The following is a 14,314-nucleotide window of genomic DNA, read 5'->3' as shown; positions in this document are numbered from 1 at the left end:
CCGCGGCTCAGCGGCCCCGGCCCCGGCCCCGCCTCACCTCACTTCTTCAACCCCACCTGGTCCATCAACATGGCCCCGTCGTTCACCATCGTCACCGCTCCGCGGCTCCGCGGCTCAGCGGCCCCGGCCCCGGCCCCGCCTCACCTCACTTCTTCAACCCCACCTGGTCCATCAACATGGCCCCGTCGTTCACCATCGTCACTCCCGTCACCGTCGACCGGTAGACGATCACCGTGACCGCCTCCTGCCAGACGAACAGCGGCACGTCCTGCGCGGTGATCTTGACCAGCTCGGTGTACGCCGCCCGGCGCGCTTCCTCGGTCGACGCCGCACGGGCCTTGTCCAGCGCCGCGTCCGCCGCCGGGTTGTTGTAGCCGGAGTAGTTGGTCGGCGAGGTGCTGCGGTACAGGCTGTCGATGCCCGGGTCCGGGTCGACGAGCCACATGCCGAAGTTCTGCGCCTGGAAGTCGCGGTTCACCAGGCCCTTGGTGATGTACGCGCCGACCTCCACCGCCTCGATCTCCATCGAGACGTTCTTGTACTGGTTCAGCCGGCTCTGCATGTACTCGGCCGTCTTGCGCGCGTTGGTGTTCTGCTGCGTGAGGTACGTGAAGCGCACCGGCTTGCCCTCGGCGGCGAGTTCGTCGAACAGCTTCTGCGCCTCGGCCTGGTTGTAGGCCGGCTGCGCGGGCACGGCCGGGTCCACCAGCGGCGAGTTCTCCTTGAAGACGCTGTCCGCCGCCTTGATGTTGTCGCCGTAGAGCGTCTTCATCATGGCCGGGCTGTCCAGCGCCATCGCCAGGGCGCGGCGCGCCCGCGGGTCGTCGAACGGAGCGCGGCGGGTGTTCATGAGGAAGTACTGGCCGCCGTAGACCGGCGTGGTGAGCGCCTCGAGGTGCTTGGTCTTGGCGATGTCGTCGGCCTCGGCGTTGGACGTGACGGTGATGTCCGCCTGGCCGTTGCCCAGGGTGTTGAGGAGCTGCGTGGCGTCGGAGATCACCGTGAAGGTGACCTGGTCGAGCTTGGGGAGCCCGGCCTGCCAGTAGGTGGGATTGCGCACCAGGGTCTGGCGGTTGCCGCGCACCCATTCCTTGAGGACGAACGGTCCGGCGCCGACCGGCTTGCCCGCGAAGCCCTTCGGGTCGGCCTTGAACGCCGTCGGGGAGGCGATGTAGGTGAGGCCGTTGACCACGTTGCGGTCGAAGTTCAGGCTCGGCTTGGCGAGCGTGACCTTCAGCTCCAGCGGTCCGGTGACCTCGCTCGTCACTCCGGCCATGTTGACCCGGTGGATGGAGTTCATCGCCGGGTCGTTGTTGGCGTCCCAGTTGGCCTTGACCGCGGCCGCGTCGTAGGGCGTGCCGTCGCTGAACTTCACGTTCGGCTTGATCTTGAGCGTCCACACCGCGCCGGTGGCGTCGGGGGTGAGGCTCTCCGCGATCCGCGGCTTGACCTTGCCGTCGGCGGGGTCGAGGTAGACCAGGAAGTCGTAGAGCGCGGCCATGCGGCTGGAGTCCGCGCTGCCGGTGTAGGACGCGGTGAACGGGTCGAGACCGCGCGATTCGGTCGCCAGCGGAATCGTTACGGCACCGCCCTGCTTCGCGGTGCCGCCGCCGGTTCCGGAGGCGGAGCCCGAGCCGGCTCCGTCGTCGGAGCCGCCCCCGCAGGCGGCGAGCGAAAGCGTCAGCGCAACCGCCGCCGCGACGGCGGCGGAGAGCTTTCGGCGGCGGGGCGGCGTGGTTCTGGAGAACATCGACGACTCCTCGGCATAGCGGGCCCGTTCCCCCGTCGGAACGGCCCGTCGTGCGCCGTGGTCCTCGCGGCCCTGCATACGGTGACACGTGTCCGAGCACGCAGCCCCTCGGACTTCCTTGACGGACTCAAGCAACCATACGAAGTCGAACGATTCAAGACGGAATTGTGAGCAGTGCAACAACCTGCCTGCCCCAACCACCCGGACCAGCGACACCGAACGACGGGCAGGACAGCGGCTGCACGGCCGGTGGCAGCCGACCGTCCGGCCGACTCACCCCCTCCCTCGCCACTCCGAAGGTGTCCGCCCCGCCACGAGCCACCAGTCGTCAGGCGTGAGGCGACAGGCGTCAGGCCCTCCGTCGCCCGACCGCACCGCCACCCCCACCGCCCCTCCCCCGATAATGATCCCCATGGACGAGCGCGGACCGGTCGACCGCGGCGGCAGTCGCCGTCGGGGCCCCAGCAAGGGCGACCTGCGGGAGCAGGCGATCCTGGACACCGCCCGCCGGCTCCTCGCGGACAAGCCGGCCGAGCGGATCACCATCGACGACCTGGTCTCCGGTGCGGGCATCTCGCGGCCCACCTTCTACTTCTACTTCGCCGGCAAACAGGCCGTGTTCGAGGCGCTGCTCGACCCCGTCGCGGGCGCGTTCATCGCGGTCGCCGACGGTTTCCTGGACAACCCCCCGGACCGCGGCGAACTCCGCGCGTCCCTCGGCAAACTGGCCGCGGTCTGGCAGGAGCACGGACCGATCATGCGCGTGATGATGGACGACTCCGCCGTCGGTGCGCTGCGCGACTGCCGGGACCGGATGATCGGCCGCCTGGTCGCCAACGCCACCACCCGCATCGAACGCGACCGCGCCTCGGGCCTCGCCCCCGCCGGTCCCCCGGCCGACGTCACCGCCGCCGTGCTGACCCGCCTGCTCGTCACCACGCTCACCGACGCCGCGGCCCCCGCCGAAACCCCGGACGGCACGGCCTCCCCGGGCCGCGTGTCCGACGAACTGCTCGACGCCCTCACCACCGTCATCGGCCGCAGCATCTACGCGCAGACGCCCACCGAACAAAGCCCGCCCGAACGCGGCCCGAACCGGGCCGGACACGGTCCGCAGCGGCGGCCCGCGGGCGGCTGACGGGACCGCGCCCCGGGACTACCGTGGGACACAGCGGCATGCCCGCGCCCCGCCGGGCCCGCTTCCGGGCCCCCGCCACCGCCGGGCCCGCCGCGTCCGGAACTCGGGGCCGCTCGGGGCACACCCGGAAGCAGATCACCATGACCACCCTCGGCCGCAACGCTGTGGCGGCGGCCACCCTGCACAGCGCGTTCGACGGCGATGTCCTCCTCCCCGAGGACCCCGGATACGACGAGGCGAGAACCGTCTTCAACGGCGCCGTCGACCACCGCCCCGGCATCATCGCCCAATGCACCTCCCCGGACGACGTGGCCCACGCCGTCGTCGCCGCCCGTGACATGGGCCTGGAGATCTCGGTCCGCGGCGGCGGGCACGGCGTCGCCGGCAAAGCGGTCACCGAAGGCGGCCTGATGGTCGACCTGAGCCGGATGAACGAAGTGACCGTCGACCCCGGCGCCCGCACCGCCCGATTCGGCGGCGGCGCCGTCATGAAAGACCTGGACGGCGCCGCCGAAGCGTTCGGCCTCGCCACCACCGGCGGCCGGGCGTCCACCACCGGCCTCGGCGGGTTCGTCCTCGGCGGCGGATCCGGCTGGCTGGAACGCAAGTTCGGGCTCGCCTGCGACAACCTGCTGTCCGTCGAACTGGTGACCGCCGAAGGCCGGTTCATCGAAGCCGGCGAGAAGCGGCACCCCGAACTGTTCTGGGCGCTGCACGGCGGCGGCGGCAACTTCGGCGTCGCGACCGCGATGACGCTGCGGCTGCACGAACTGCCCGCGTTCACCGCCGCGCTGTTCCTGTGGCCGGAGGAGAACGGACGGGAGATCCTCGGCGCCTACCGCGACTTCCTCGCGCACGCGCCCGACGAGGTCGGCGGTGGCTTCGTGTTCGTGACCGGTCCCCCGGAAGAGTTCGTGCCGCCGCAGCTCCAGGGCCAACGGTGCGCGGCCGTGGCGGTGATGTACGCCGGTCCGGAGAGCGCCGCCGCCGAGGTCGTCGCCCCGTTCGTCGACCTCGAACCCGAAGGCAAGATGGTCGCGCAACTCCCCTACTCGATCGCCCAGACGCTGTTCGACGACCCGCCCGGCATGCGGAACTACTGGTCGGCGGAGTACCTGGCAAGCTTCCCCGACGAAGCCGCAGACGCGTTCGTCGACTGCCTCGCGGGCAAGCCGTTGCTGTCGCAGCACGTCATGTTCCCGGGCGGCGGCGCGGTCGCCCGCAACACGGACGGCTGGCCGGTGCCGTGGCGCGGCGCCCCGTACGTCGTCCACCCGTTCGGTATCTGGGAGGACCCCGCCGAGGACGCCGCCGCCCGGGAGTGGGTGCGGAACGTCCGCACCACCATGCGGCCGTGGTCGACCGGCGACGTCTACCTCAACTTCATCGGCGACGAAGGCGCCGACCGCGTGCTCGCGGGCTACGGCGAGGAGAACTACCGGCGCCTGGCCGCGGTGAAGACCGCCTACGACCCGGGCAACCTCTTCCACCTCAACCACAACATCAAGCCCAACACCTGACACCGCGCAGCCGCCGTCGGCTGCCCGCTCGCCCGGTCACGCAAGGGACGGCTCAGTCGTCCGCGGGCAGCACCATCCACAGCGTCTCCAGACGGAACGGCAGCAAGGCCGGGCGTCCGTTGGGCGGCCGCATATAGAGGCTCTCCCCGGCCATCGCCAGGTGCGCGACGGTGCTCGTCATCGGTTCGCCGTTGTACGCGGTGGCCGCGACCCGCACCGCGCTGCCGCGGTCGAGCGCGTCGGCGAGCACCGCGCAGTCCTCGGGCCCGAGCAGCGGCGCGGCCTCGCGCAGCCGGGCGGCCTTGGCGCCGAGCACGGGCGCCGGTGCGGCGGCGCGGCCCAGCACGTCGGCGGCCCAGACCCGCCAGCCGTCGGACAGTTCCTCGGGCATCGGCAGCGCGACCGGCCAGCCCGCGGCGCGGCCGGTCCCGGGGGCGCGGAACTCCTCGGCGCGTTCCACGAGCGCGCTGCCCGTCGCGGTCTCCGCGGCGGGTGCGTAGCCGGCCCGGCGCAGCGCGGCGACGGTGCGGTCGAGCGGCTGCCCGGACAGCAGCACGGTGGGGGCTATGCGGCGCAGGCCGAGGGCGGTCAGGCGGCTGTGCCGCTGGATTTCCGCGACGAGGGCTTCGTCGTCGGAGTAGACGACGGCGGCCGCGGGTGCGGCGCGGACCTGGCCGTAGCGGCGGCCGACGTCGTGGACGAGGTGATGCAGCCGTTGCGGGATGCCGCCGACCGCGACGTCGGCGAGGTCGGCGAGGAGTCCGGGCGCGGTGCCGCCGGCGTCGAGGTGGCGGCGGACGGACGCTTCGGAGAACCGCCACACGCCCGCCGGGCCGTGCGCTTCGGCGTCGGCACAGCCGCCGAGCAGACGGGCGAGTTCGGCGGAGGCGGGTCCGGCGACGACGGCGGTCAGGTCGGTGCGGAAGCGGGCGCTGCGGGCCGCGGGCGGCAGGAGTTCCTCGGCCGCGGCGAGCAGCACGGCGGCGCTGTGCCGCACGGCGACGCCGCCGCCGAGCGCGGTGAGCGCGCCGTGCGCGACCAGGCCGAGTGCGGCGGCTTCGCGGAGGGTCGCCTCGGTGAACGCGGCGGCGTCGAAGCGGCCGCGGAAGGCGTGTGCGATCTCCTCGCCGACTTCGCGGCAGTCCGGGCAGTCGCACGGCACCGTCGGCGGCAGCCCGTCGCCGGGATGCGCGGCGGGGCCGTCCGGGCCCCCCGGGTCGCCGAGGCCGCCGAGGCCGCCCGGGCCGCCGGCGTCACCCGCATCACCGGCCACCGCCACGGCGATGCGCCGTTCCGCGGCCGAGGTCTCGGCGGGCAACGGAGCGGTGACGTCACCGCTGCCCCACACCGATCCGGGCCACCCGCCGTCGGCGGCGTCCGCGTCGGCCGCGCCGAGGCCGAACACGGGCCCGTCGATCATGTCTTCCAGCCCGTGCCGGAACGGCGTCGGGCAGATCCACGCGATGCAGCGCGCCAGTGCCGCGGTGTCCGCGACGGCGTGCCCGGGTTCCTGCCCGCCGAGGGTGCGCAGCAGGGCGCCGCGGGCGACGAGCGCGAGCCCGCCGTGGTCGCCGGTCGCGGACAGCGGCGGGACGTGGCGCCGGGCGGACGCGGGTGCGGCGGCGTCCAGCATCGGCACGTCGGGCATGGTGACCCAGCCGCGGACCAACGCCAGCAGCCGGACCGCGGGTTCACCGTCGAGCCACGCGTCGTAGGCGGTGGTGGGGGCGGCTTGGCAGTGGTCGGCGTCCGCGGCGAGCAGTCCGGCGGACTCGGCGACGTGCAGCCACAGCCGCACCGCGGCCTCGTCGCACGCGAGTTCCTTGGCGAGGCGGCGCAGCTCGCGGACGCCGACGCCGCCGCTCTTGAGCAGTTGCGGCGGGCTGACGGCACAGGTGTGCAGGAGGCGGGTCGCGGTGTCGACCGCGGCGGCGGCCGCCGCGGCGGATGCGCGGAACACCGCGTCGCGGTCGACGACCGCGGTGGGGACTTGCGGCGGGCGGGCTTCGAACGCGACCCGGTAGGTGTCGCCGCGCAGCGCCATCGCGACTTCGCGCGGCATCATTTCCCATCCGTCGCCGGTGGCCAGCAGCAGGCCGCGGCGGCGCAGCCGGGCCAGCGGGTCGCCGGGGCCGGGGCCGGGGCGGGTGCCGTAGTAGCCCCAGGCGGTGGACGGATCGCGGCGTATGCCGATCTCGGCGAGTTCGTCGAGGGCGGCGCGGGCGGGCGGGTCGAGGCGGGACGCGACACGGCGGACGACGTCCGGGTCTCCGAGAAGCCGGGCCGCGAGCGCGGCGTTCGCGGCGTTGGCGGCGTTCTCCGTGGTGTGGTCTTTGCGGCCGGCGGGCAGTCCGCCGAGTTCGCGCACGATGGTCCGGAGGTCTTCGGCGCGCTGGCCGAGCAGCAGCGGGTAGGCGGGGGCGCCCAGGCCGAGCGGCAGCGGGAACACCGAGGCGGCGCCTGGGTGCAGGCGGATCCGTCCGTCTTCCGGCCAGGCGAGCACGCGGCCGGTCAACGTGTCGAGCGCGGGCCCGAGTTCGCGGGCTTCGGCGGTGCCGGGGCCGCCGACCAGCGCCAAGACGACATCGGGGTCGACGACGACCACCGGGTCGTCGTCGAGGCGCGGCCCGGCGTCCCGGCCGAGGCGTGCGGCGCCGCCGGGCTGGCGCTCGTCGGCGACCGCCCACAGCACTTCGAGGAGCTGGAGTTCGCCGCGGCTGAGGAACGAGCAGCCCAGCAGCGCGGTTTCCGGGTCGGCGAGGCATACCGCGAGGTGACGCAGGGTACGCGGCCGAGGCTCCTCGGGCACCGTCGGCGCCGTCGTGACGACGCGCGTGAGGTCGGGTGCGGACAGCGAAGCCAGGTACACCGCGAGCGAGTCGGTGGTGGACAGCGTCACGCGTCCAGACTGCCAGAATCCGCCGACGGGAGGGCAACTCCCGTGGGGTGGCGTGAGGGTGGCGGAATCCGTGGCCGCACGGCGGGGCGGCTCCGGAGTCCGGGGAGTCCGGGGAGTCCGGAGCCGCCTGTTCCGCCGTGCGGGTCAGCGCTGCACGTTCCAGCCCTTGCGGCGCAGGTCCAGCACCAGGCCGTCGGCCGCGGCCGGGTCGATCATCAGCTCGACGAGGCCGGCGGCGCGGCCCGGCGCGTGGTCGATCGCGATGTCCTCGATGTTCACGCCGGACGCGCCGACGTCCGCGAACAGCCGTGCGAGTTCGCCGGGTTGGTCGCCGACCACGACCGGCACCGCCTCGTAGCGGGCGGCCGGGGCGCCGTGCTTGCCGGGGATGCGGGCGTGCCCGGCGTTGCCGCGCCGGAGGATCCCGGCGATGCCGTCGCTGCCCTCCTGCCGCTTGGCGTCGTCCTCGGCGGCCAGCGCGCGCAGCGCGGCGACGGTGTCGTGCAGGTCGTCGGCGACGCCGGCCAGCACGTCGGCGACCGCGCCCGCGTTCGCGCCGAGGATCTCGATCCACAGCCGCGGGTCGGAACCGGCGATGCGGGTGACGTCGCGGACACCCTGCCCGGCCAGCCGCGTCGCACTGTCCGCGGCTTCCTCCAGGCGCGCCGCCATGAGCGCGGACACCAGGTGCGGCGCGTGCGACACCAGCGCGACGGCGTGGTCGTGCGCGCGCGGCTCCATGACCACCGGCACCGCGCGGCACAGCGCGACCATCTCCAGCGCCCGGTTGAGGGTCTCGGTGTCGGTGTCGCGGGCCGGGGTCAGCACCCACGGCCGCCCGTCGAACAGGTCGGCGCGGGCGGCGAGCGGGCCGGAGCGTTCCCGGCCGGCCAGCGGGTGGCCGCCGACGTAGCGGCTCACATCGCAGCCGAGCGCCTCGATGTCGCGGAGCGGCTGCTCCTTGACGCTGCCGACGTCGGTGTAGCTGTGCGCGAGGTCCGCGTCCTGGCAGGACTTCAGCGTGGTGCCGATGCGGCCCGGCGGGACCGCGAGCACGGCCAGGTCCACCGGCGCGGGCGGCGTCTCGGCCAGTCCGGCGCCGAGCGCGGCGGCGGTGCGCACCGCCGTGGGGTCGGCGTCGTGCAGATAGACGGTGATGCCGCGCGCGGCGAGCGCGAGGGCGACGGAGGTCCCGATCAGGCCGGTGCCGACGACGGCGGCGGTACGCATCGCGAACTCCGTTGCAGCGGGGGAATCCGGCCCGGTGCGCACACGGCGGCCGCGGCCCGGGAATCCGGTCGGTCAATGACCGTCCCAGGCTATCCGCCCCGGCCCCGCCGCCCCGCACCGCAGGTCGCCGCCGCGCACCGCCCGGACCTCCCTCGGCAGGCCCGGGCGGTGCGCGTTCACTCGACGGAGTCGACCGGATGCAGCTCGGCCCAGCGCCGCCCCAGCTCCTGGTAGTACAGGTGTTCCCACGACGAATGCCGCAGCACGTCGTCGAGCAGCGGGTACGGCGGCAGCTTGCGCCGGTCGCCGAGCATGTCCCGGGCCAGCGCCCGCAGTGGCACCGCGGGGTCCTTCTCCAGCGACAGCACGACGCGCGCCAGCCGGTCGAGCAGCGTCCGCACCACGTCGCGCGCGACGTCCGCCTCGGCGAGCCGCGCCCCGTAGCGGTCCGGGCGGGCCAGCGCGTACCGCACGGCGCGGCGTTCGCGCACCGTCCACGCCGGGGCGTCGTCGAACCGGTGCGGGAGCTGTGCGGCGACGTAGGGCAGCAGCCGCACGTCGCCCAGCTCCAGCGCGGCGACCAGCGCCACGACGTCTTCCACGAACGCCACCGCGCGGTCCGCGCCGCCGTCCGCGAGCTGGGCGACGGCGAACTCCAGCGCGTCGACGTCCTCCTCGTAGACGCCGCGGCGGGTCCACCACACCCGGTCGGCCATGCCCGCGCTCGGCGGCGGCTCCTCGGGACGCTCGGGCAACGCCGGCGCCGGCCCGGGGCGGGTGGCGGGGAACGCCTCGGGCTCCAGATCGGTCGCGGTCGGCTCCGGGTGGGGCTCCGGGTAGGGTTCCGGGTAGGGTTCCGCCTCGACGGCAGCGTCGAACGCGTCGTCGGGGGCGGCTTCCGGGGGCGCTTCGGCCGCGGTCTCCACCGCGGCTTCGTCCGGGGCCTCGTGCTCCGCAGCGGCCTCGTCGACGGCCTCCCGCCGCGCCGCGCCGACGGCCGCCTCGACCGCCGCATCGTCGGCCCGTTGCTCGACCGGGTTGCCGAGCAGGTCGCGCGGCGGGTCGTCGCGGCGGCTGAGCCGGGGCGGCGGGGTGCCGCCGCGCGGCGCGAACCGGTCCCGTATCTCGGCTGCGCGGTCGTACGGCGCGTACCGGCGCAGCCCCTGCAGCCCGGTCAGCAGCGGGTACATGGTGTCCCAGTCGGCCTCCACATACCGCTGCACCATGAAGTCGGCGGCCGCCCGGAACACGTCGGTACGGGCTTCGGAGTTCGGGTCGATGCGGTGCCGGCCGCTCCACAACTGCGACGGCCAGCGCGGCACGATCACGAACCGCGGGCGGCCGGTGTCGTCGGACGTCTCGAACGTGGAGAACGTCAGCGGCCCCGGCAGCGGCACCGTCACCAGGTCGAACAGCCCCCACAGCAACGCCACCGGATCCCCGCCGGTGTCCGCGATCCGCAGCGAGAACCCCATCGCGGGGCGGCGCAGCACCGCGGCCAGCACGACCGTCAGCTCGTCGGCCCGCGCGCGGGCGGCGTCGCGCAGCGTGAACGCGCGTTCGGCGAGCGTCTCGTCGAGGACCGCCGACGGCACCCGGGCAAGACGGTGGCCCGGGGGGACGTCGCCGAGCGGCGGCTGCCCGTTCCGCCACGCCCAGCCGTCCAGGGCCAGCGCGACGTGTGGGGTCAGCGCGGTGCGGGTGCCGAGCAGGACGTGCGCGTTGTTGCCGAGCCGGCCCTGCTCGAACTCGGCGGCAACCCGGTGCACGACGGCCGCGTACGCGTCGACGTGCACGAGCGACGTGCTCGTCGGCGGGACGCCGTCGCCGCCGAACTCGGCGCCGACCATGCCCGCGAGCTCCGGGGCGACCCGGGCCAGCTCGGCCACCGGCATCGACGTCGCGGCGGGCCCGAGGCCTTGGCGGCCGAACAGGTCCTGCCGCGACCACCGGTACACGATCTGGTGCAGCGGCTGCCGGGTCATCGCGGCGCCGCCAGCCCGCGCGGCACCGGCAGCCGCGGCGTCGCCGGCCGCCTCGGCCGCGGCTGCCGGTCCGACAGCTTGACCGACTGCCTGGCCGACTGCTTGTCCAGCAACCGATGTGGATGTGGATGTGGATGCGGTCGGTCGGGAACTGCCCTCCATCGCCACCGTCCTCGTGAGCGGTGCCCTGTCCAGTGCCTGTCCGTGCCGGTACCCGCGCGAGCGGGCCCATGGCCGATTGTGGCATCGCCGCGCGGTTTTGCGCGGGGCCCGCCGCGGGATCCGTCGCCACCGGACACGGCCTAGGGCAGGTCGCCGAGAGCCTCCCGGCCGTCCACACCGTCGGGCAGCAGTGCGCGGCTGACCGCCCACAACCGTCCGATCTCGGCGAAGAGCCGTGCACCGAGTCCGTGCGCCAGTGCCGCACCGGTGAGTTCCTGTTGATACGGCCGGTACGTTCCCGACACCGTATCCAAGTTCCTTACCACCGTGGCAAGTTCGCCGGCGATCCGGTCCGACCGGCGGCCCGCGAGCACCAGCGCGGCAAAGCCGCCGAGCGCCGCCGCGACGTCCTGCCGCGGCACCCCGCACCGGTCGATCTCCCGCATCGGCCCGTCCAGTCCGCCCAACACCCGCTCCAACCGCGCCTGATCCGCGGCCGCGAGCCCCCCGTCCACACCGTGCCCGGCCATCCGCCCGAGATGCGCGACGAGCCCCGGCAGAAGCACCACGTCCGCCCGCGCCAACCCCACGGCGACGGCGACGAGCCCCGCGCTGTCCAGCAGACTCCCGAACCCGCGGTCCTCGGCCGCACCCCCGTCGGCAAGCCACCGCGCCGCTTCGAGCAGCGCGTGGCGCGCGAGGTCGTCGACACCGTCGGCGAGCCAGGCGTCGCGGTCCCAGGTTCGGTCGGGGGCGGACGCTTTGCCCCCGTGCGACTCGGCGGCCGCCGCGTCGGGGCGCGGCGGACGCGGCGGCGGGCCCGCGGGCGGCGGGGGGAATCCGGAGACGGTCGCTTGTCCGGGAGCCACCGGCGGCGGACCGGGCGGCGGAGGCACGGTCCCGCCGGGCCCGCCGGGTCCGGGCCCGAACGGGGCACGGGGCGCCGCGGGAGCGGACCCGTGATGACCGGCACCGGGGGCACCAGGTTGATCGACCACGGCAGGAGCACCGACGTGCCGCCCGGCGACATGGCCTTGACCTCCCCTGCCGCCGGATATGCCGCCACCCGGGGGCGCTGTGCCGGTTTCGCCTCGACCGGCCGGAGCAGCGCCGCCCACTCCCCCGGCATCGGGCCCGCCCGACAAGCCCGGACGCCCCGCCGAGGCCTGCACCCCCGCCACCGACCCCGCGGCATACGGCGCCCGGTCGCCCGCGGCAGCGCCACCGAGGCCGTCACGGCCGCCGCCGATTCCGCCCTCGGCCGCCGCGTCTCCCTGGCCGTCTTTCCTCGGAAAGGCCACCGGGAGATAGCGCGTCTCCGGCTGCGCGGGGGCGGGCCGGTCGGGGCGTTCGACGCGGGGGCGTTCCACGGCCGGGCGTTCGGCCTGGGGACGGGCGGGGGCGTCCGCGGCGGTGTTGGCGGTGCCGGCGGTGCTGGGCGCGCCCGCGGCCACGGCAAGGCCCTCGCCCGCTACGCCGGTCCCCGCGCCGCGGCCGGGGCCACCGGCTCCCGGCGCGACTCCGGCCACACTCCCGGCCCCCGGCCCGACACCCGTCCCGGCACCATGCGCGCTGGCCCCGCCGCGCTCGCGTACCGCCGCTATCACCGCCGCGGCCCGTTCCTCCGGCTCCATCAACCCCGTCGGACGCAGTTCGCGCAGCAGAGCACGGGTTTCCGTCCACGGGCGTTCGGCGTAGAAGTCGACCAGCCGCCGGGCGGCTTCGCCGTACGGCGTCTGCTCCGGCTCGGCGTCGGCCTCGAGCCGGAGGCGCCCGTTCGGCGCGCTGTCGGGCCAGCGCGGCACCACCACGAACCGGGGACGGGCCGCGTCGTCGCTCGTCTCGTACGTGGAGAAGCTCCAACTCCCCCGCGCCAAATGGCTCACCAGGTCGAAGACGCCCCACAGCAGCGGTGCCGGGTCCGGCCCCGCGTCGCGCTGCAGCAGCGACAGCGTCGCGCGCGGCCGGGCAAGGAGCGCCGCGGCGACCGCCGTCAGGGCGACGCGCCGGTCGCGGGCCGCGGCCCGCAGTCCGTCGGCGCGTTCGTGTGCCACCGCGACGAGGGCGTCGGCGGGCAACGGGTCGAGCACGTGGCCGGGTTCGAGGTCGGTGAGGGCGGGCCCGTCGGCCGCCCAGTCGAACATGCCGAGCGCGAGGACCGCGTGCGGCGCCAGCGCACGTCCCGGGTCGAGGAGGACGTGGGCCACGTTGCCGGGCGCGTTGTCCCGTCCGTGCAGGGCGAATTCGCGGTGGATCAGGGCGGGCCCGAGCATCGTGCGGGCCCAGCACACGCTCGTGTACGGGCCGGTCGCGACGTCGACCGCCATCCCCACATGCCCGCCGAGTTCCGCCGCCCACGGCCCGAGTTCCGCCGCGCCGAGCGACGTGGCGGCCGGCCCCAACCCGGTGCCGCCGAGCAAATCCCGTTCCTGCCACCGGTACACGATCCGGTCGAGCACCGCCGCGCCCGTGTTCGCCCCCACGCCACCCCCACCTAGCCCGAACCCGCGGGTGGCACGTGTCCCCGGCGCCGCCCTGGGCTACGTTCTAGCAGCCCCGGCCCGCCCTCCGCAGCACGCACAACGCACGATCGGCGGCGTCCCCGAAGCGGGCTCGGCCCGGACACGCGAACGCGGCCGCCCGGAAGCCGGGCGGCCGCGTCACGAAAACCGGAATTACCGGAATTACCCGAGTACAGCCGGGGTCAGAGCCCCACCTCGCGGAACAGCAGGCCGATTTCCTCGTTGGACAGCCGCCGCGTGCGCCCCGGGCGCTGGTCGCCGAGCTTGATCGGCCCGAACTGGGTCCGCACCAGCCGCTCGACCGGGAAGCCGAGTTCGGCGAGCATGCGCCGCACGATGTGCTTGCGGCCCTCGTGCAGCACGACCTCGACCATGTACGTCTTGCCGAGCTGGTCGACGATGCGGAAGCTGTCCGCACGCGCCAGACCGTCCTCCAGCTCGACGCCTTCCTTCAGGCGCTTGCCCAGGTCGCGCGGAATCGGGCCCTGGACCTGCGCGAGGTACGTCTTCCGCACCTCGTACCGCGGGTGCGTCAGCCGGTTCGACAGCTCGCCGTGGTTGGTGAGCAGGATCAGGCCCTCGGTCTCGGTGTCCAGGCGCCCGACGTGGAACAGCCGCTGCTCGTGGTCGGTGATGTACTCCGACAGCGTCGGCCGGCCCTCCGGGTCGTGCATCGTGGAGACCACGCCCGCGGGCTTGTTCAGCGCGACGTACACCTCGCCGCTGGTCGTCGGGATCCGCAGGCCGTCGACCTTGATCTCGACCTTCGACGGGTCGACGCGCAGGCCCTGCTCGCGCACGACCTGGCCGTCCACCTCGACACGGCCCAGGTCGATCAGCTCTTCGCACGCCCGGCGGCTGCCGATGCCTGCCTGCGCCATGACCTTCTGCAGGCGCACGCCCTCCTGCTCCTCGCGGGGCGTGCGCGAGCCTTCCTTGACCGTCGTCGGACGCCGGTCCGGACGGCCGGAGCCCGAGCCGGAGCCGCGCTGCTTGGGCGCGCCCGTCCCGTACTCGTAGTCCGACTTCGCCGCCCCGCCGCGACCGCCGGCTCCGCCGCGGCCCTGCGCACCCCCGCGGCCGGCCGCCGCGCCGCCTCGGCCGGCGG

At 74.8% G+C, this 14,314-nt stretch carries 8 protein-coding genes; 2 read left to right on the top strand and 6 right to left on the bottom strand.

Going from position 1 to position 14,314, the window contains the following annotated elements; genetic code table 11:
- Nucleotides 1–145: 145 nt before the first annotated feature.
- Entirely contained in the window at nucleotides 146–1,750 is a 1,605-nt protein-coding gene (locus ACPA54_RS37410) for an ABC transporter substrate-binding protein (protein WP_423536789.1), read from the bottom strand.
- 412 nt (nucleotides 1,751–2,162) lie between these two features.
- Between ACPA54_RS37410 and ACPA54_RS37405 the strand changes: the two genes are divergently transcribed.
- Both ACPA54_RS37405 and ACPA54_RS37400 read left to right on the top strand, forming a co-directional pair.
- Nucleotides 2,163–2,888: a TetR/AcrR family transcriptional regulator gene (locus tag ACPA54_RS37405; RefSeq protein WP_423536787.1), complete on the top strand. Its 726-nt coding sequence runs from the start codon at nucleotides 2,163–2,165 to the stop codon at nucleotides 2,886–2,888.
- 140 nt (nucleotides 2,889–3,028) lie between these two features.
- On the top strand, nucleotides 3,029–4,408 hold the full coding sequence (locus ACPA54_RS37400; RefSeq protein ID WP_423536786.1) for an FAD-binding oxidoreductase: 1,380 nt from the start codon (nucleotides 3,029–3,031) through the stop codon (nucleotides 4,406–4,408).
- 52 nt (nucleotides 4,409–4,460) lie between these two features.
- Here the strand turns inward: ACPA54_RS37400 and ACPA54_RS37395 are convergent, their stop codons facing one another.
- The 5 genes from ACPA54_RS37395 to ACPA54_RS37375 form a co-directional block, all read right to left on the bottom strand.
- Nucleotides 4,461–7,307: a helicase-associated domain-containing protein gene (locus ACPA54_RS37395; protein ID WP_423536785.1), complete on the bottom strand. Its 2,847-nt coding sequence runs from the start codon at nucleotides 7,305–7,307 to the stop codon at nucleotides 4,461–4,463.
- A gap of 144 nt (nucleotides 7,308–7,451) precedes the next feature.
- Nucleotides 7,452–8,537, bottom strand: coding sequence for a prephenate dehydrogenase (locus ACPA54_RS37390; protein WP_423536784.1), 1,086 nt, complete (start codon nucleotides 8,535–8,537; stop codon nucleotides 7,452–7,454).
- Nucleotides 8,538–8,713: 176 nt separating this feature from the next.
- Entirely contained in the window at nucleotides 8,714–10,522 is a 1,809-nt protein-coding gene (locus ACPA54_RS37385; protein ID WP_423536782.1) for a hypothetical protein, read from the bottom strand.
- A 302-nt stretch (nucleotides 10,523–10,824) separates the two neighbouring features.
- Complete coding sequence (locus tag ACPA54_RS37380; RefSeq protein ID WP_423536780.1) at nucleotides 10,825–13,167, bottom strand: hypothetical protein; 2,343 nt, start codon at nucleotides 13,165–13,167, stop codon at nucleotides 10,825–10,827.
- A 221-nt stretch (nucleotides 13,168–13,388) separates the two neighbouring features.
- Nucleotides 13,389–14,314 (bottom strand): pseudouridine synthase (locus ACPA54_RS37375; RefSeq protein ID WP_423536779.1); only part of this gene is annotated, 926 nt, incomplete at its 5' end.

It is taken from the genome of Uniformispora flossi (assembly GCF_049534875.1).
GTDB lineage: Bacteria > Actinomycetota > Actinomycetes > Streptomycetales > Streptomycetaceae > Yinghuangia > Yinghuangia aomiensis.
Note: the sequence above shows the minus strand (reverse complement) of the source record. Positions and strands in the feature narration are given on the sequence as shown.

Coding starts and splice junctions, on each gene's coding strand:
- ACPA54_RS37410 (WP_423536789.1), bottom strand. CDS start 1,750: ATGTTCTCCAGAACCACGCCGCCCCGCCGCCGAAAGCTCTCCGCCGCC.
- ACPA54_RS37405 (WP_423536787.1), top strand. CDS start 2,163: ATGGACGAGCGCGGACCGGTCGACCGCGGCGGCAGTCGCCGTCGGGGC.
- ACPA54_RS37400 (WP_423536786.1), top strand. CDS start 3,029: ATGACCACCCTCGGCCGCAACGCTGTGGCGGCGGCCACCCTGCACAGC.
- ACPA54_RS37390 (WP_423536784.1), bottom strand. CDS start 8,537: ATGCGTACCGCCGCCGTCGTCGGCACCGGCCTGATCGGGACCTCCGTC.
- ACPA54_RS37385 (WP_423536782.1), bottom strand. CDS start 10,522: ATGACCCGGCAGCCGCTGCACCAGATCGTGTACCGGTGGTCGCGGCAG.